13 protein-coding genes and 1 pseudogene are annotated in these 17877 nt (G+C 67.1%); 13 read left to right on the top strand and 1 reads right to left on the bottom strand.

Annotated features, from left to right (window positions below; translation table 11 throughout):
* Positions 1-101: 101 nt before the first annotated feature.
* The gene (locus HGR_RS18030) at positions 102-542 is read right to left on the bottom strand and encodes a hypothetical protein (RefSeq protein WP_006296570.1); all 441 of its coding nucleotides are present in this window, start codon (positions 540-542) and stop codon (positions 102-104) included.
* Between the two features lie 265 nt (positions 543-807).
* On the opposite strand from HGR_RS18030, the gene dksA reads away from it, so the two are divergent.
* The 13 genes and pseudogenes from dksA (at position 808) to ftsW (ending at position 17822) form a co-directional block, all read left to right on the top strand.
* Positions 808-1266: an RNA polymerase-binding protein DksA gene (dksA, locus tag HGR_RS18025; RefSeq protein WP_006296569.1), complete on the top strand. Its 459-nt coding sequence runs from the start codon at positions 808-810 to the stop codon at positions 1264-1266.
* Between the two features lie 136 nt (positions 1267-1402).
* Positions 1403-3592: an STAS domain-containing protein gene (locus HGR_RS17185; protein ID WP_006296568.1), complete on the top strand. Its 2190-nt coding sequence runs from the start codon at positions 1403-1405 to the stop codon at positions 3590-3592.
* A gap of 259 nt (positions 3593-3851) precedes the next feature.
* A complete protein-coding gene (hslV, locus tag HGR_RS02845) occupies positions 3852-4415 on the top strand; it encodes an ATP-dependent protease subunit HslV (protein WP_039852173.1) in 564 nt (187 codons plus the stop codon).
* The gene (gene hslU, locus HGR_RS02840) at positions 4412-5773 is read left to right on the top strand and encodes an ATP-dependent protease ATPase subunit HslU (protein WP_006296566.1); all 1362 of its coding nucleotides are present in this window, start codon (positions 4412-4414) and stop codon (positions 5771-5773) included. The genes hslV and hslU overlap by 4 nt, the downstream gene beginning before the upstream one ends.
* Before the next feature lie 354 nt (positions 5774-6127).
* Complete coding sequence (gene mraZ, locus HGR_RS02835) at positions 6128-6568, top strand: division/cell wall cluster transcriptional repressor MraZ (RefSeq protein ID WP_006296565.1); 441 nt, start codon at positions 6128-6130, stop codon at positions 6566-6568.
* Positions 6569-6577: 9 nt separating this feature from the next.
* Positions 6578-7540 (top strand): 16S rRNA (cytosine(1402)-N(4))-methyltransferase RsmH, encoded by a 963-nt coding sequence (rsmH, locus tag HGR_RS02830; RefSeq protein ID WP_006296564.1) that lies wholly within the window; start codon positions 6578-6580, stop codon positions 7538-7540.
* Between the two features lie 238 nt (positions 7541-7778).
* Positions 7779-8066: pseudogene (gene ftsL / locus HGR_RS17735) on the top strand (cell division protein FtsL); the annotation flags it as partial.
* A gap of 113 nt (positions 8067-8179) precedes the next feature.
* Positions 8180-9961: a peptidoglycan D,D-transpeptidase FtsI family protein gene (locus tag HGR_RS02820; protein WP_006296562.1), complete on the top strand. Its 1782-nt coding sequence runs from the start codon at positions 8180-8182 to the stop codon at positions 9959-9961.
* On the top strand, positions 9958-11622 hold the full coding sequence (locus tag HGR_RS02815) for a Mur ligase family protein (RefSeq protein WP_006296561.1): 1665 nt from the start codon (positions 9958-9960) through the stop codon (positions 11620-11622). The genes HGR_RS02820 and HGR_RS02815 overlap by 4 nt, the downstream gene beginning before the upstream one ends.
* Positions 11619-13109, top strand: a complete 1491-nt coding sequence (locus tag HGR_RS02810) for a UDP-N-acetylmuramoyl-tripeptide--D-alanyl-D-alanine ligase (RefSeq protein ID WP_006296560.1) — start codon at positions 11619-11621, stop codon at positions 13107-13109. The genes HGR_RS02815 and HGR_RS02810 overlap by 4 nt, the downstream gene beginning before the upstream one ends.
* 15 nt (positions 13110-13124) lie before the next feature.
* On the top strand, positions 13125-14300 hold the full coding sequence (gene mraY / locus HGR_RS02805; RefSeq protein WP_006296559.1) for a phospho-N-acetylmuramoyl-pentapeptide-transferase: 1176 nt from the start codon (positions 13125-13127) through the stop codon (positions 14298-14300).
* A 10-nt stretch (positions 14301-14310) separates the two neighbouring features.
* Positions 14311-16281, top strand: a complete 1971-nt coding sequence (gene murD / locus HGR_RS02800; RefSeq protein ID WP_039852158.1) for a UDP-N-acetylmuramoyl-L-alanine--D-glutamate ligase — start codon at positions 14311-14313, stop codon at positions 16279-16281.
* Positions 16282-16628: 347 nt separating this feature from the next.
* A complete protein-coding gene (ftsW, locus tag HGR_RS02795) occupies positions 16629-17822 on the top strand; it encodes a putative lipid II flippase FtsW (protein ID WP_138922373.1) in 1194 nt (397 codons plus the stop codon).
* Positions 17823-17877: the final 55 nt, after the last annotated feature.

Genomic DNA, 17877 nt, shown 5'->3' with positions numbered 1-17877 from the left:
CTTAAGGCCGATCCTGGTCTTGTCCGTGTTGCAACTGTCAACGCGGGGCGTCGCTGTCGTGCACCAGAAGAAGCAAGCCCGAGCTTGCCCGGAGGAGTCCATCAAGTGAAAGCCAAACCAGCCAAGTCGATGAGCACATCGTCCCCCTCGAAGGCCAAGCCGCCTGGCAGTCCCCCACGGGGCAAGGCGGGGGCCGCCGCGTCCCAGACCCGGGCGGCGGCGGGTGCGAAAAAGACGGCGAGCAAGAAGGCCGTGCCTTCCAAGGCTGCGGTCAAAGCGGCGGCGAAACCTGTCGTCAAGAAGACGCCGGTGCCTGCCAAGGCAGTGAAATCTCCTGCCAAGTCCAGCACCGCCGCAGTTTCCAAGGCCCCGGTCAAGACGGTCTCCAAGAAGGCGACAACGTCGGCCAAGCCGGTCACGGGCAAGGCGGTTGCCAAGACGGCTTCCAAGACTTCCCCGAAACCCGCGCCGCGCGCCAAGTCCCCAACGAAGGCCAAGACCGCCGCTCCCAAGGCCGTGCCGGTGAAAAAAGCCCCGACCAAGGTGGCGCAACCGACTGGGACGAAGGCCCCGACAACACAAAAACTCCCACCACCGGCCCCCGCCAAGTCCCCAACTCCTGTATCCTCCGCGCCCGTTCCCTCCCTTGCTCATGCAGGCGAAGGTTCGCCTCGCCTGAGCAAGGCGAACGCCCGGCTGGCGCAGATCACCGTGCCTTCGATTGACCAAGCCACGGCCCATGCGACCAGGGCGAGCTATGTTTCGACCCTGACCCAACCTGTTTTTGACTCCCCTCTGATTGCGCCCGTGAAGAAAGATCCCAAGCTCGCCAACAACTGGAAAACCAAGACCGCCGAGGAACTGAGCGATGAGGAACTCATCGCCATGCCCGACAGCGAGTACATGAACGACAAGCAGCTCGCGGCCTTCCGCCTGCGACTGCAGCAGCTCAAGCAGGACATCCTGAACAACGCCGGTGAGACCACCGAGCACCTGCGCGAGGACACCGTGGTGGTGCCCGATCCAGCGGATCGCGCCACCATCGAGGAAGAGCATGCGCTCGAGTTGCGCACGCGCGACCGCGAACGCAAGCTGCTCAAGAAAATCGAGCAGTCCATCGCGCGCATCGACGCTGGCGACTACGGTTACTGCGATGAAACCGGCGAGCCCATCGGCGTGGGTCGCTTGCTGGCGCGCCCCACGGCCACGCTGTCGCTCGAGGCGCAGCAAAGGCGCGAGCTCAAGCAGAAGATGTTCGGGGACTGACACTTCCCACGCCGGAGGTGTCCCCTCGCCCCGTCCCTGACCCCGCTGCTCGCGCACCCCTTGCCGTGCCATGAATCCAGCACCAGAAGGGACCGGGCGCACGACACCTTGGCGCCTAACCGGGTGGCTGCGCTGGATGGCCCGCTGGTTGCACTGGCGCAGCGTGCCTGCCTGGCTCGAGTTGGAGGAAACCGCGCCTGGCTCGGGGTACAGCAAGGAAGCGCTCAAGGAGCTGATCGAGCGCAAGCGCCAGAATGATTTCGTGCGCAAGCGCGAATTCGAGTATTTGCGGCGACTACGCCGCCGCGAGCCCGTCGTCAGCATCGAGACGGACCGCTTCACCACCTTTCAGAGCACGCTCACCCCAGCGGATGCGCGCAATCGCGCCGCCACCATCCGCAAGATCAACGAGATTGAAGCGCAGATGTCGCGCCAATGGTGGCGTGGCGACAAGGACGAAGCCACTGGCCTCTTGCCCGCGAGCGGTGAGCCGCCGGCGGCCTCCCCCGCATCGCTTCCGCGCCGGGGGGAAGACACGGGGTTGGACAACGGGAACCCTGCTGCAGAGCCTTTGTCGACTTTTTTTGGCGCGGACAGCGACGCCGCCCCGGCCACCGGGCAAGCTGAGCCAGGTGCCACTGGAGCTCCCAGGAGCGCACAGTCCGCCGGTGCGTTCGGCCGCTCCGCGCACCCTTCGGGGGACGATGGTCACGTCTGGAACGATGCGATGCCCAGCGACCCGTCTGGCATGTCCGTGCTGCCCGAGGAAGCGCCCGTGCCCGGTGGCGCAGGGCCAGTCGTCCCGGAGTGGCCGGCGGTGCCCATGCCGGCCGATCCAGGGCAGGCGGCTTGGGCACCATCGCGCGTGCCCGGTCCGACCGGGCTGGGAGGGGCCGCCGCACCTGGCGCGGGATGGAGGACGGGCGGCTTGCCGCAGCGGGGTGTCTCCGCGGCGCGCGCGGTCTTCGCTCGGCCACTGCCGCCTCCCGCGCCCGATCATCTTGCCGATCCGGATCTGGAGGATGCGGCCATCCGGTATGCCAACGGCGACCACGAAGGCGCGGCGCGCAGCCTGCACGCCGCTCTGGAGTCGGCGCTGGAGGCCGCGGTGCATGCGCGGCAGGTCGCCTCTTCGTCGGTGTTGCAAGCGCTGGTACGCGCGACCCCTGCGGGCAAGGCACCTTCGCCTCAGCTGGTGGAGACGTGGTTGCTGGCTTGCGTGGACTTGGCCCGAGCCACGGGACAGCAGGCCGAGTACGAGCGACTGGTCGCTGAATGGACGCGGCGTTACGCGCCGGTGTATCCCCATCTCGCGGCGGGTCCGCTGCCGCGCTGGTTCTCGATTCCTGACCGTGTCGGACCCGGAAAAGGCGCGGTGCGGCTGCATCGCCCTCCACCGCCCGCGGTGCGCCCGCCGGATTGGCGCAGCCCCGCCCGCCTCGACGTGTCCGCGGCGCTGGCCTTGCAGGCCCAATCGGCCGCGATGTCCGCCCCACCGCATCCCCCCGCGGTTCTGGATGAAAGCACGGTGGCCATGGTGCTGGACTGGCATGCCCTGCGCGCCATCACCCTGGAGGCGGTGCCCGTGCTGGCGGAATTGATGGGGCAATGGTGCGAGGCTCCGGCGAGCGCGTCCCTCGGTCTTGTGTTCCGGGCTCCCGCAAGCCTGGAGCGTGCCCTGTTGGCGCTCACTCGCGGTGGCGCCGGTGCCAGCCCCATGCAATGGCGCTTGCGCATGGATGCCTTGCGCTTGATGCGTTTGCGTGACGCTTTCGAGCTGGCCGCGCTGGACTATGGCGTCACGCATGAAACCCAGGCCCCCGCTTGGCACGAGCCACGGGCGGTGTGCCTGCTGCAGGGGCCCAGCGATCCCGCCGAGGCCGAGGCCGAGGACATCCGCGCCAATTGGGACGCCCTGGAAGATCCGGCCTGGAAAAACCAGGGCGCGCCTGTCGCGCTGGCCCGCGATGCCCTGGGCACCTTGGACGTTTGGATTGGCGGGGATATCCAGGCCGCTGCGGCGCTCGACGAGGGCAGCGCGGCGCACCCGGTGCGGGTGGATCTGTATGGTGACATCAGCGGAGATGCCACCGAGGTCCTGGCCAAGCTGGACAAAGCCATCGCGGGACGCACGCACATGGTCGTCTCCTGCACCGACCTCATCCGGGTGGACTTCCCCGCGGCGGGTGGCCTGCTGAACTGGGTGGCCGAGCAGCAAACCCAGGGACGGCAGGTGCAGCTGCGCGATGTGCATCGGCTGGTGGCGGCCTTTTTCAACGTGATCGGCATCTCCGAGCACGCGCGGGTGGTGCCTCGAGCTGATTGATGGGGCGTGCGCTGGGTCCGGGCGTTGGGGCCGGTGGACCACTCCTCATGCGATTTGCTGCGCAAATCCAAATCGTCGGGTTCCCCCGACCCCAACGCCCTGAGGTGAGGGCATGCGCACGCAAACATGCATGCGGGTCTAAGGGCTTTGGGAACCCGACGATTTCGGAACGCTCAGCGTTCCATGAGGAGCGGTCCCCAAGTCCTCATGCCCGAGTGCGTCCATGCCGCAGCCCAATCCGATGCGGGACAATATCCCCATGGAACAATTTCATGGAACCACCATTGTCAGCGTGAGGCGGCAGACTCCTCGCGGCATGCAGGTCGCGATCGGCGGAGACGGGCAAGTCACGCTGGGACACATCGTCGTCAAGGGCACGGCGCGCAAGGTGCGCAAGCTGCACCATGGCAAGGTGCTCGCGGGTTTCGCGGGCGCCACGGCCGATGCCTTCACCCTGTTCGAGCGTTTCGAGGCCAAGCTCGACAAGCACCAGGGCCATTTGCAGCGCGCGGCCATTGAGCTGACGCGTGATTGGCGCACCGACCGCGTGTTGCGTCGCTTGGAGGCCATGCTGGCCGTCGCCGACTTGGAGAGTTCCCTCATCATCAGCGGCAACGGTGACGTGCTGGAGCCCGAGCACGGCGTGGTCGCCATCGGTTCGGGCGGCGCTTACGCGCAGTCCGCCGCGATCGCATTGCTCAAGCACACGCAGCTGGATGCGAAAGAAATCGTCAAGCAGTCGCTCGAGATCGCGGGGGAGATCTGCATCTACACCAACATGAACCACACGATCGAAGTGCTGGAAGCGGGGGAGCCCACATGAGCAGCATGACCCCGCAGGAGATCGTCTCCGAACTGGACCGCCACATCGTGGGCCAGAAGGACGCCAAGCGCGCCGTGGCCATTGCCTTGCGCAACCGCTGGCGCCGACAGCAGGTCGAGGCCGCGCTGCGGCCGGAGATCACCCCCAAGAACATCCTGATGATCGGTCCCACCGGCGTGGGCAAGACCGAGATCGCGCGTCGCCTGGCCCGTTTGGCCGACGCGCCGTTCATCAAGGTCGAGGCCACGAAATTCACCGAGGTGGGTTACGTCGGCAAGGACGTGGACAGCATCATCCGCGACCTGATGGACGTGGCCGTCAAGCAGACCCGCGAGGCCGCGATGAAGAAGGTGCGCACCCGTGCCGAGGACGCCGCTGAAGAGCGCATCCTGGACGCCCTGTTGCCGCCGCCGCGCGACGTGTCGCGCGAGAGCTTGGCCGAAGACCTCGAGCGTGGGCGCTCCGTGGGCATGGCTGACAACGGCACGCGCCAGATCTTTCGCAAGAAACTGCGCGAGGGGCAGCTCGACGAGCGTGAAGTGGAGATTGAAGTCAACGAACCCAAGCCCCAGCTCGAAATCATGGGGCCCGCGGGCATGGAGGAGATGACCGAGCAATTGCGCGGTCTCTTTGGACAAATGGGCGCGGGCAAGCGCAAGCTGCGCAAGATGCGCATCGTCGAGGCCATGAAATTGCTGCTCGACGAGGAAGCCGCCAAGCTGGTGAATGAGGACGAAATACGGGTCCAGGCGCTGAGCAATGCGGAACAAAACGGCATCGTCTTCATCGACGAAATCGACAAGGTCACCTCGCGCAGCGAAGGGCAGGGCACGGCGGAAGTCTCACGCCAGGGCGTGCAGCGCGACTTGCTGCCGCTGGTGGAGGGCACCTCGGTCAGCACCAAGTACGGCGTGATCAAGACCGACCACATCCTCTTCATCGCTTCGGGTGCGTTCCATCTGAGCAAGCCCAGCGACCTGATCCCCGAATTGCAGGGCCGTCTGCCCATCCGCGTGGAGCTAGCCTCGCTGTCCGTCGAGGATTTCGAAGCCATCCTCACGCAGACGCATGCCTCGCTCACCCGGCAGTACCAGGCCTTGCTCGCCACTGAGGGCGTGACTTTGGAATTCGCGCCGGACGGCATCACGCGGCTCGCCCACATCGCCTACGAGGTGAACGAGCGCACCGAGAACATCGGCGCGCGTCGCTTGGCCACCGTGATGGAGCGGCTGTTGGACGACGTCAGCTTCGACGCCGCCAAGCTCAGCGGCCAGACGGTGCGCATCGATGCGGCCTACGTCGACCAGCGCCTGGCAGCGCTGAGCAAGGACGAGGACCTGTCGCACTACATCCTTTGAAGGAGGGCGGGCGCGAGGGCTGCTGGCGGCGAATGCCTTGCACATCCGTGGGGCCAAGCAGGCCTGGATCCGCACCAAGGGCGTCCCAGGGACGCCCTTGTTTGTTTTTGTGGGCGCCCACTTCCTTCAAGCGAAACATGCACTTTGCGATCTAAGTCCTTCATTTAGATCGATTTTTCATTGAAATCTGCCTTCAATTAAGCGTTTAAGTCTTTGATTTCATTGAAAAAAATCACCGACTGAACTTGCGCCTGCCATTTTTGCTGATACAGTGCAAAAAAGTGCAATTAAGTGGTGGAAAGTGCGTGTGCGCTTTCCACCCTCCTGTGCTGGTGCAAAGAAGAGGTGCTGCGCGTGTTTCAAGGGGCTTCGTCGCTGAGTCTGGATGCCAAGGGGCGGCTGTCCGTGCCGACCCGGCATCGGGACGTGCTCGTCTCCGAAGCGGCGGGCCTGGGCGCCGGGCAGCTCACCATCACCAAGCACCCGCATGGCTGCCTCATGGTGTTCCCGCGTCCCGAGTGGGAAAAATTCCGTGAACGCATCGCCGCCCTGCCCATGGACGCGCAGTGGTGGAAGCGCATCTTTCTGGGCAATGCCATGGACGTGGACATCGACGCCACGGGCCGCGTGTTGATCTCGCCCGAGTTGCGCGCGGCGGCCGGCATCAGCAAGGACGTGATGCTGTTGGGCATGGGGCGCCACTTTGAGTTGTGGGACAAGGCGCGTTACGAGGCCGAGGAGGCTCAGGCCATGCAGGCCAGCATGCCCGACGCGTTCAAGGACTTTTCCTTCTGAAGGCCGGCGGTGGAACAGACATGGACGCACACCACGGTCTTGTTGAACGAAGCGGTCGATGCCTTGCTCAACAGACCCGTGGAATTGCCGGACTCGCTCAAGACCGAGGACGGGCACTACGTCGACGCCACGTTCGGGCGCGGGGGGCACTCGCGCCTGTTGCTGTCCCGGCTTGCGCCGCAGGCACGGCTGACGGCCTTCGACAAGGACCCGCAGGCGGTGGCCGAGGCCCAGAAGATCGTGCAATCCGATGCGCGTTTCTCGATCCGGCACCAAGGCTTTGCCCATCTGAACGAACTGCCGACGCAGAGTTGCCAGGGCGTCTTGATGGACCTGGGCATCAGCTCACCGCAGATCGACGACCCCGCGCGAGGTTTTTCCTTCCGCGCCGAGGGGCCGCTGGACATGCGCATGGACCCGACGCGCGGACGCAGCGTCGCCGAGTGGCTGATGTCGGCCGAGGTTCGAGAGATCGCGGAGGTGATTCGTGACTATGGCGAAGAACGGTTTGCTGGCCCGATTGCAAAGGCGATTGTCGAACGCCGGCAGGCGGGCCGCCCCCTTGCCACCACCGCAGAACTGGCCCAGCTCGTGGCTGGCGCGGTCAAAACCCGCGAACCGGGCCAGAACCCTGCGACGCGCACATTTCAGGCTTTTCGGATTTTCATCAACGCCGAGCTTGAAGAACTGCAAGCCGCGTTAGAGGCGAGTCTCGATGTCTTGCAAACCGGAGGACGCTTGGTCGTGATCAGTTTCCATTCGCTGGAAGACCGCATCGTCAAGCAGTTCATCGCGCGGCACGCGCGCGAGGTCTACGACCGCCGCGCGCCCTTCGCCGCGCCGACGCCGACGCGCCTGCGCGCCGTCGAGCGCGTGCGCCCCTCCGAGGCGGAGGTGGCGGCCAACCCGCGCGCGCGCAGCGCCATCATGCGCGTGGCCGTTCGCACGGACGCGGAAAGGGAAGAGGCATGAGCGCCATGATGAGCGCCGCCCGGCCGTCCGAAGGGTTGCGAAGCCCGACCCCCAGCGAAGCGCAGGGCATCCCTGCGCGTGGGGGCAGCGAACCACGCGCAGCGGGGAGCGTGGGGGCGATGATGAGCGCCGCCCGGCCGTCCGAAGGGTTGCGAGGCCCCACCCCCGGCGAAGCGCAGGGCTGTCCTGCGCGTGGGGGCAGCGCAGTACACGAAGTGACAAGCGTGGGGGCACTGTCATGACCCGCGTCAACTTCATGCTCTTTCTGACCGTCCTCGCCAGTGCCTTGTACTTGGTGCATGTGCAGTACGAGTCGCGTCGTCTCTTCGCCGCCTTGGACCGCGCGACGCTGGACGCGCGCCGCATCGAGACCGAACGAGAGCAATTGGAACTGGAGAAGCGGCGCCAGGCCACGGCCCAGCGCGTGGAGCAACTGGCGCAAGACCGCCTGCAGATGCGCACGGCCACGCCCGCCATCACCGACTACGTGACCTTGGGCCGCAATGGCGCCGTCGCGGCGGTGGAAGCGGGGACCGCGCGCGAGGCCCAAGGCCGCGAGGTGCAAGGGCGACTGGGCGGCGTCAACCTGCCGCGCGGCCTCGCCAATGGCGACACCGGCGTGGCGAAGGAGCGGCGCTGATGGCCGGCCCGCGCACGATCCGCTACAGCACCAGTCCGCTGCTGACCAGCCGCACGCCGGTCTGGCGCAGCAAGCTGGTGGTGGCCATGGTGGGGGCGGCTTTCGTCGTGCTCGCCGTGCGCGCCGCCTACATCCAGGTGTTCTCGAACAACTTTTTCCAGAAGCAGGGCGAGGTGCGGTACTCCCGCACCCTGGAGTTGCCCGCCACGCGCGGCCGCATCCTCGACCGCAACGGCCAGATGCTGGCCACCAGCGTGTTGGCGCCCAGCATCTGGGCCATCCCCGAGGATGTGGAAGATCAGCCTCAGCAATGGCAGAAACTCGCCCGCCTGCTCGACATGCCGCTGGCCGAGGTCAAGCGCAAGCTGCAGGCCGAGGACAAGACCTTCGTCTGGCTCAAACGTCAGGTGGACGAGCCCACAGCCCGTCAAGTGGCCGCCTTGGGCATCAAGGGCATCTACCAGACCAAGGAGTACAAACGCCAGTACCCCGAGGGCGAGGCCGCGGCGCACCTGGTCGGTTTCACCAGCATCGAGGACCATGGCCTTGAGGGCGTTGAACTCGCCTTCAACGACACGCTGGCGGGCAAACCCGGTTCGCGGCGGGTCATCAAGGACCGATTGGGCCGCGTGGTCGAGGCCGTCGGCACCGAGGTCCCGCCGGTCGAAGGTCGGGACGTGCGCCTGTCCATCGACAGCAAGATCCAGTTCTTCGCCTACGAGCGGCTGCGGCAGGCCGTGCAAGAGCAGCGCGCGCAGTCGGGCAGCGTGGTCGTGCTCGACGCGCAAAGCGGCGAGATGCTGGCCATGGCCAACTACCCCAGCTACACACCCGATCGCCTGACGCGTCGCGGCAGCGCGGCCCTGCGCAACAGTGCCCTGACCGACGCCTTCGAGCCAGGTTCCACCGTCAAGCCCTTCGTCGCCGCCCTCGCCTTGGAGCGGGGCATCGTCACGCCGACGACCAGCATGGCCATCAGCAGCAATGGTCAGATGCGCTTCGCCGGCGCCGTCATCAGCGACACCCACACTTATCCTGTGCTCACCGTCTCGGAGATCGTGCAGAAGTCCAGCAACATCGGCATCGCCAAGCTGGCGTTGCAGATGCCAGCCAGCGACCTGTGGGAGCTCTACAGCCAGATTGGTTTTGGCCAGCGGCCGCAGTTGCCCTTCCCCGGCGTGGTCAGTGGCCGGCTGCGCCCCTGGAAGAGCTGGAAGCCGATCGAGCACGTGACCATGAGCTATGGCTACGGCCTCTCCGTCAGCTTGGTGCAGTTGGCGCAGGCTTACACCGTGTTCGCGCACGACGGCGAGATCATCCCCATCACCTTGCAAAAAACCCAGGGCGAGGAAGCCGAGGAAGCGCAGTCGGCGCGCGGCGTGCGCCTGCTTCAATCCGAGCACGCGCGCGCGGTGCGCCAGATGCTGCGCATGGTGACCAGCGCGGGCGGCACGGCCACCCGGGCTCAGGCCCAGGGGTATTCGGTCGGGGGCAAGACCGGCACGGCCCGCAAGCTGGACGACAACGGCACCTATTCCAACAAGAAATACCGCAGCGTCTTCGTCGGCCTCGCCCCCGTGGAGCAGCCCCGCATCATCGTGGCCGTGATGATCGACGAGCCCGGCGCGGGCCGCATCTATGGCGGCGACGTGGCTGCTCCCGTGTTCAGCGACACCGTGCAGCAGACCTTGCACCTCATGGGCGTGCAGCCCGACTTGGACGTGAAGCCACAGATCGTCGCGGACGGCCAAGGCAAGACGGTGAAAGGGGGCGCGTTGTGACGGCCGCGCTGCTTGCATTGCACACGCCCGCGCAAGCGACGCAGTGGCTGCGCGAACGCGTGGGTGCTAGCGGCGGCGAGCTGTCCACCGACAGCCGTCGCGTTGGCGCGGGCGATGGTTTCATCGCCTGGCCTGGCGCGGCGCGCGATGGCCGGGCCTTCGTGCCCGCCGCGCTTGCCCAGGGTGCGGCCGCCTGCCTGGTCGATGCGCCTGGCCTGGCCGCTTTCGCCGATGCCTATGGCTTGGATGCCTCAGCGCGTGCCGAGCGCATCGCGGCCTACGCCGGCCCCGAAGGTTTGAAGGCCGCCAGCGGCCCGATCGCGGCGAACTATTACGGCCAGCCCTCGCAAGCCCTTGAGGTGTTGGCCATCACGGGCACCAATGGCAAGACGTCCACCGCCTGGTGGCTGGCGCAGGCGCTGTCGGCGCTGCGTCCCACCGCTCCCTGCGCCATGATTGGCACGCTGGGCGTAGGGCGTGTCACGGCCACGGCCGAGGAGATCGTCGGCACCGGACTGACCACGCCCGACCCCGTGCTCTTGCAGCAAAGCCTTCGGCGTTTAGCGGACCAGGGCTTTTCCGCCTGCGCCTTGGAGGCTTCTTCCATCGGCATCGTGGAGCGACGCCTGGACGGCACCCACATCCGCGTGGCCCTGTTCACCAACTTCACGCAAGACCATCTGGATTACCACGGCAGCATGGCCGCCTACTGGCAGGCCAAGGCGGCCTTGTTCGAGTGGCCGCAACTGCCCGCCGCCGTGGTCAACGTGGACGATCCCCAAGGCGCGGAGCTGGCCAGGACGCTGGCCGCGCGCGCGGGGCTGGATTTGTGGACTTGCTCCTTGCGCGCCGACAGCGCCGCCCGCCTGCGCGCCAACGACATCCGCATGACCGCCCACGGCCTGCGCTTCGAAATTTGCGAAGGTGCGCAGACCACGAGCCTGCAAGCGCGGACGCTGGGTGCCTACAACGTGAGCAATCTTCTCGGGGTGATCGCCACGCTGCGCTGCCTCGGTTTCGCGCTGGCGGATGCCGTGGCGGCCTGTGGCGAGCTGCATCCGGTGCCGGGGCGCATGGAGTTTTTCAGTGGAGGCATGAGCGCCGCGCCGGGCCGCCCCAAGCAAGCGAACATCCCCTCGGGGGGCAGCGAGGACACGGCAGTGCCGAGCGTGGGGGGCAACACCCCTCTGGCCGTGGTCGACTACGCCCACACCCCCGACGCCTTGGCTCAGATTCTTCAGGCGCTGCGTCCGCTGGCGGCGCAGCGTGGCGGCCGTTTGTGGTGTGTCTTCGGCTGCGGCGGCGACCGTGATCCGGTCAAGCGGCCCCTGATGGGCGAGGCCGCCGCGCGGCACGCGGACCGCGTGGTCCTGACCAGCGACAACCCGCGCAGCGAGCCGCCGCAAGCCATCATCGAACAGATCCAACGCGGATTGCCCCCTGGCTGCGACGCTTGGGTTGAACCGGACCGCGCCGTGGCGATCGCCCGCGCCTTGGCCGCCGCGCAAGCACCGGACGTGGTGCTGGTGGCGGGTAAGGGGCATGAGGACTACCAAGAAACAGCGGGCGTGCGCCGGCCATTCTCGGACCGCCAACAGGTCAGCGCGGCCCTGCACGCGTGGACCGCGCGCCGGTCGAGCCCCGAAGGAGCTAGAGCATGAACGACATCACGGAACCCATGTTCGGCCTGCGCGACATACTGCCCTGGCTTGGCAATGCACAGCTGCTGGCCGACGAGGCGGGCGGCCCCGCCGTGGACGAAGTCCGCGTGCGGCGTGTTCACACGGACTCACGCACCCTGCGCGAGGGTGATCTGTTCGTGGCCTTGCGGGGCGACCGTTTCGATGGCAACGCGTTTCTGGCCCAGGCCCGCGCCGCGGGTGCGGTCGCGGCCCTGTGCAGCGATGCCGCGGCCCTGCGCCAAGCGCAATTGCCTGGGATCGTCGTGAGCGACACCCGGCGCGCGCTGGGCCAATTGGCCCAGGGCTGGCGGCAGCACATCGCGCGCGGACATCGCCTGCCGCTGATCGCCGTCACGGGCAGCAACGGCAAGACCACGGTGACGCAGATGACGGCGGCCATCCTGCGCGCGCACAAGCCGCAGACCATGCTGGCCACCGAGGGCAATTTCAACAACGACATTGGCGTGCCGCTCACCCTGCTGCGCCTGCGTCCCCGGCATGAGCTGGCCGTGGTTGAGTTGGGCATGAACCATCCGGGCGAGATCGCCGAACTTGCGGCCATCACTCGGCCCACCGTGGCGCTGGTCAACAACGCGCAGCGCGAGCACCAGGAATTCATGCACAGCATCGAGGCGGTGGCGCGCGAGAACGGCGCGGTGATCTCGGCCCTGGGGGCCGATGGCGTCGCCGTGTTCCCGTCCGATGACGCCTACACCGGCATCTGGCATGAGTTGGCTGGCGCGCGCAGTCGCCTGACGTTCTCCGTCAACGACGCGGCGGCCGATCTGCATTGCGCCGACCCTGCGCTGGCGGCGCCGCAATGGCAGGTCGACGACAAGGGCGGGCGCTGGGAAGTGCAAGCACGCACGCCCGCGGGTGCCTTGCGCTTCACGTTGCGCGTGGCGGGTCTGCACAACGTGAAGAACGCCTTGGCCGCGGCGGCCTGCGCCCTGGCGGCGGGCGTGCCCCTGAATGCCATCGCGCGGGGTCTGGAGTCCTTCGAGCCCGTCTCGGGCCGGTCACGGGCGCTGCGCCTGCCGGTCGCGGGCCGGGAGCTGACCTTGATCGACGACACCTACAACGCGAATCCAGATTCAGTGCGCGCCGCCATCGATGTGTTGGCCAGCCTGCCTGGTCCTCGCCTGCTGGTGCTGGGGGACATGGGGGAGGTCGGCCAGGAGGGGCCGCGTTTTCATGCCGAGGTCGGCACCTATGCGCGTGCGCGCGGCATCGAGCTGCTGCACACGCTGGGCGAGATGAGCGAGGCCACCACCCAGGCTTTCACGGGCGGCATGCACCATGGTCAGGACATCGATGCCTTGAACCTCGTCGTGCTGGCCAGCCTGCCTCAGGTGCACAGCGTGCTTGTCAAGGGCTCTCGCTTCATGAAGATGGAACGCGTGGTGCAGGCCATCCAGGCCTACGCCGCCATGGAAAAGGAAATACAACATGCTGCTTCGTCCTGAACAAGGAGGCCCCACATGCTGCTGAGCCTGACCCAATGGCTCCAGACGCTGTACCCTGAATTGGGTTTTCTGCGTGTCTTCCAGTACCTCACGCTGCGCGCCGTTCTGGCGGCGGTGACGGCGCTGTTCATCGGCTTGATCGCCGGGCCTCGCGTGATCCGTCGCCTGACGGCGCTCAAGATCGGTCAGCCCGTGCGGGAATACGCCATGCAGACGCACCTGGTCAAGAGCGGCACCCCCACCATGGGTGGCGTGCTCATCCTGCTGGCCATCGCGGTCTCCACCTTGCTGTGGTTTGACCTGGGCAACCGTTTCGTCTGGGCAGTGCTGTTCGTGACCTTGGGCTTCGGCGCCATCGGCTGGGTCGACGACTGGCGCAAGGTCGTGCGCAAGGACCCGGAGGGCATGCGCTCGCGCGAGAAGTATTTTTGGCAATCGCTGATCGGCATCGTCGCGGCGTTCTACCTGGTGTTCGCGATTTCGGCCGACAGCAGCCAAAGCGTGTGGGAGCTGCTGATGACCTGGGTCAGGGCCGGCGAGGTGACCTTGCCGCCCAAGGCCGGGCTGCTGCTGCCCTTCTTCAAGCAGGTCAGCTACCCGCTGGGCGTGGTCGGCTTTGTCGTGCTGAGCTACCTGGTGATCGTGGGCGCGAGCAACGCGGTGAACCTGACGGACGGATTGGATGGCCTGGCCATCATGCCGGTGGTGATGGTGGGTTCGGCGTTGGGTGTCTTCGCCTACGTCAGCGGCAGCATCTTCTATTCCAAATACCTGCTTTTCCCCTACATCCCCGGGTCGGGCGAGCTGCTGATCTTCTGCGCCGCGATGGCGGGCGCCGGCTTGGCCTTCCTCTGGTTCAACGCGCACCCGGCTCAGGTGTTCATGGGCGACGTGGGTGCGCTGGCCTTGGGCGGTGCCTTGGGCACCATCGCCGTCATCGTGCGGCAAGAGATCGTGCTGGCCATCATGGGCGGCATCTTCGTGGCCGAGGCGGTGTCGGTGATGTTGCAGGTGAGTTATTTCAAATACACCAAGCGCAAATACGGTGAGGGCCGCCGCCTCTTGAAGATGGCCCCGCTGCACCACCATTTCGAGAAGAACGGCTGGAAGGAAACGCAGGTCGTCGTGCGCTTCTGGATCATCACCATGCTGCTGTGCCTGGCCGGCCTCGCCACCCTGAAATTGCGTTGAAACGATCCTGATGAACTCCGAAGAGTCCCCATCCCCGTCCACCCCGATGCCGGCGCCCGCGCAAGCGTCGTTGGCAGGCGCGCCATCGGCACCGCCTGGGGGACGCACGCACACCGTGCCGGGCATGGACACGCTGACCGCCGGACGCGAGGCGGCCGCCTTCGTGGCCGCGCTGTTCGCCGAGGGGGCCGCGGCCGATGGCGCGCCAAGTGCCTCGGCCTCCATCGCCACGACTGAACCCGCTGAGGCCACGCCGGGCACGGGCGAGCTGTTTGCATCGTCCGCCGAGGACGATCTGGGGGCTGTGGGCGCCGAGGACGATCCAGCCGAAGGCAGCGAGAAAACCCCTGCCGCGCCGGTCTCCGCCTTGCAAGGTTCGCACGTGCTGGTGCTGGGCCTGGGTGCGTCGGGCTTGGCCCTCGCGCGCTGGTGCGCGCGCCAAGGCGCGCGCGTGAGCGTGGCCGACACGCGTGCCGCGCCGCCGCAGCTGGCCACCCTGCGCGCCGAGCTGCCGCAGGCCCACTTCATCGCGGGTGAATTCAGCGCGGCCCTGGTCGAGGGCGTGGAGCAGGGTGACGTGCGCGCCGTCTTCAAGAGCCCGGGCTTGTCGCCCGCGCAGGTGGCGCCGGTGTGGCAGGCCGCGCGCGCGCGTGGCTTGTGGACCGGTGGAGAACTCGATGTGTTCGCGCATGCGCTGCGCGACCTCCAAGCTCAGCGGGACGGCGCGAACCCGTCCGCGGGCTACCGGCCCAAGGTGCTGGCCATCACCGGCACCAATGGCAAGACGACGACCACGGCGCTGACCGCCTTGCTGGTGGAGCAGGCGGGCAAGACCGTGGCCGTCGCGGGCAACATCGGCCCCAACCTGCTGGATGTGCTGAGCGAGAAGCTCGACGCACAGGCGCGGCAAGGCGTGCCTTTGCCCGAGGTCTGGGTGTTGGAGCTGTCCAGCTTTCAGCTGGACGAGGTTCAAGGCTTCGAGCCGACCGCCGCCGTGGTGCTCAACCTCACGCAAGACCACCTCGATTGGCATCCCGACATGGCGGCCTATGCCGCAGCCAAGGCGCGCGTCTACGGCAAACAGGCAGTGGCCGTGGTCAACCGGGACGATCCGTCCGTGCTTGCCATGGTCGCCGCGCCGGTCGGCGAAAAGACCCGCGCCAACAAGGCGCGCGCGCGCGCCACGGTCAGCTTTGGCGTGGGCATGCCGCGCCGTCCGGGCGACTACGGCCTGGAGCAGGTCAATGGCATGACCTGGCTGGTGCGAGCCCAGGACGCGGACGAAACGCAAAAGCGCCGCAAGAACCCGATCGACGCGCAGGATGACGAGCTGTTCATCCAACGCTTGCTGCCTGCCGACGCCCTGCGTATCCGGGGGCGCCACAACGCGACCAATGCCCTGGCGGCGCTTGCCTTGGCCCAGGCCGCGGGTTGCCCTCTGGGACCGCTGTTGTTTGGGCTGCGCGAGTACCGGGGCGAACCCCATCGCGTGGCGCCCGTGGCCATCGTGCGCGAGGTCGAGTACGTGGACGACAGCAAGGGCACGAACGTGGGCGCGACCGTGGCGGCGCTGGTCGGCCTGGGGGAGGCCATGAACACGCGGCCCGCCGCGGAGGAGCCCGATCTGGTGGGCCAAGCCTCGGGCCCACGCATCGTCGTGATCTTGGGAGGCGAGGGCAAGGGGCAGGACTTCTCTCCGCTCGCTGATCCGGTGCGGCGCTACGCGCGCGCGGCCATCCTGATCGGTCGCGACGCGCCCCAGATCCGCGCCGCCGTGCAGGACAGCGGCGTGCCCCTGCTGGACGCCAGGGACATGGCCGATGCCGTGCGTCAGGCGAGCGCGCAGGCGCGCGGGGGCGATGCGGTGTTGCTCTCGCCCGCGTGCGCGAGCTTCGACATGTTCGACAACTACGAGCACCGCGCGCGCGTTTTCGTCGAGGCGGTGCGGGCGCTGGCCCAGGATGCGGGAGGTGAGTTGTGAACCTCCGCACCGAGGGTCAAGGCATGCCGTCTCGCCTGGGGGCCAAGGCGATGTCGCATCTGGGCGCGATGGCCGCGTCCCTGGGAGGGCTGATGAGCACGGCCGCGGGCCATGTGTGGCGCGTGGTGTCCGGTGGTGCGCGCCTGGCCTGGCAAGGGTTGCGCGGTCGCTGGCAAGGCCGGCGTGGTGTGCCCGCCTCGCAGGAGGAGAACGAGCCGCCCATGGAGCTGCCCGTCAAGCTCGGTGTCTATGGCGCCGGCACGGGTTTTGGCTCCAGCAACTTTGGCGCCAGCAACTTCGGCAACAGCACTTTTGGTCCCGCAGCGTTTGGCGGCGGCGCCCTCGACATGGGTTCCACGCAGCGCAGCTACCTTTATGGGCAGGGCGATGGCGGATTGCCCGCGCGGCTGATGGCGTTCGACCAAGCCCTGCTCGGCGTGCTGGTCGCCTTGCTGGCCTGGGGGCTGATCATGGTGTATTCCGCCACCATCGCCTTGCCGGACAACCCGCGGTTCGCACAATACGGACAAGGTTACTTCTTGCTGCGCCATGCCGTGGCGCTGTGCGCGGGCATCGTGCTCGCCGTGATCGCGTTCCGCGTTCCCATGGACCGCTGGGAACTGTTCGCGCCGTGGCTGCTGCTGGGCTCCTTGCTGCTGCTCGCGCTGGTGCTGGTGCCAGGCGTGGGACGCGAGGTCAATGGCGCGCGGCGCTGGTTCTCGCTGGGGTTCATGAACTTCCAGCCTTCCGAGGCGGCCAAGCTCGCGGTGCTGCTGTACGCGGCGGGCTACATGGTGCGCAAGATGGAGGTGAAGGAGCATTTCTTCCGCGCCGTCGCGCCCATGGGCCTGGCGGTGGCGCTGATCGGTGTGCTGCTGCTGGCCGAGCCTGACATGGGGGCCTTCATGGTGATCGCCGTCATCGCCATGGGCATCCTCTTCCTGGGCGGTGTCAACGCCCGCATGTCCTTCCTGATCGCCAGCATCCTGCTGGTCGCCTTCGTGCTGATGATCGCCGCCAGCGAATGGCGGCGCGAGCGCATCTTCGCCTACCTCGATCCTTGGAGCGAGCAGCACGCGCTGGGCAAGGGCTACCAGCTCTCCCACGCCTTGATCGCGTTCGGCCGTGGTCAGATTTTCGGCGTGGGCCTGGGCGGCAGCGTGGAGAAACTCCATTGGCTGCCCGAGGCGCACACCGACTTCCTGCTGGCCGTGATCGGCGAGGAGTTCGGCCTGATCGGCGTGCTGACCCTGGCCGCGCTCTTCTTTTGGTTGACGCGTCGCATCATGCACATCGGCCGCCAAGCCATCGCCCTCGACCGCGTGTTCGCCGGCTTGGTGGCGCAGGGCGTGGGCATCTGGATCGGCTTCCAGGCCTTCATCAACATGGGTGTGAACCTGGGTGCCCTCCCCACCAAGGGACTGACTTTGCCTTTCATGAGCTACGGAGGCTCGGCGATTCTGATGAACCTGATCGCGATCGCGCTCGTCCTGCGCGTGGACTATGAAAACAGACAACTCATGCACGGAGGCCGGGCATGAGTTGTCTGTTTCATCAAAACGGACACCAGCGCGCCAGCGCTGCACGGCGCAGCCG

Origin of the sequence: Hylemonella gracilis ATCC 19624, from assembly GCF_000211835.1 — a bacterium.
Lineage (GTDB): Bacteria > Pseudomonadota > Gammaproteobacteria > Burkholderiales > Burkholderiaceae_C > Hylemonella > Hylemonella gracilis.
This window is presented reverse-complemented; position numbering and strand designations above follow the sequence as displayed.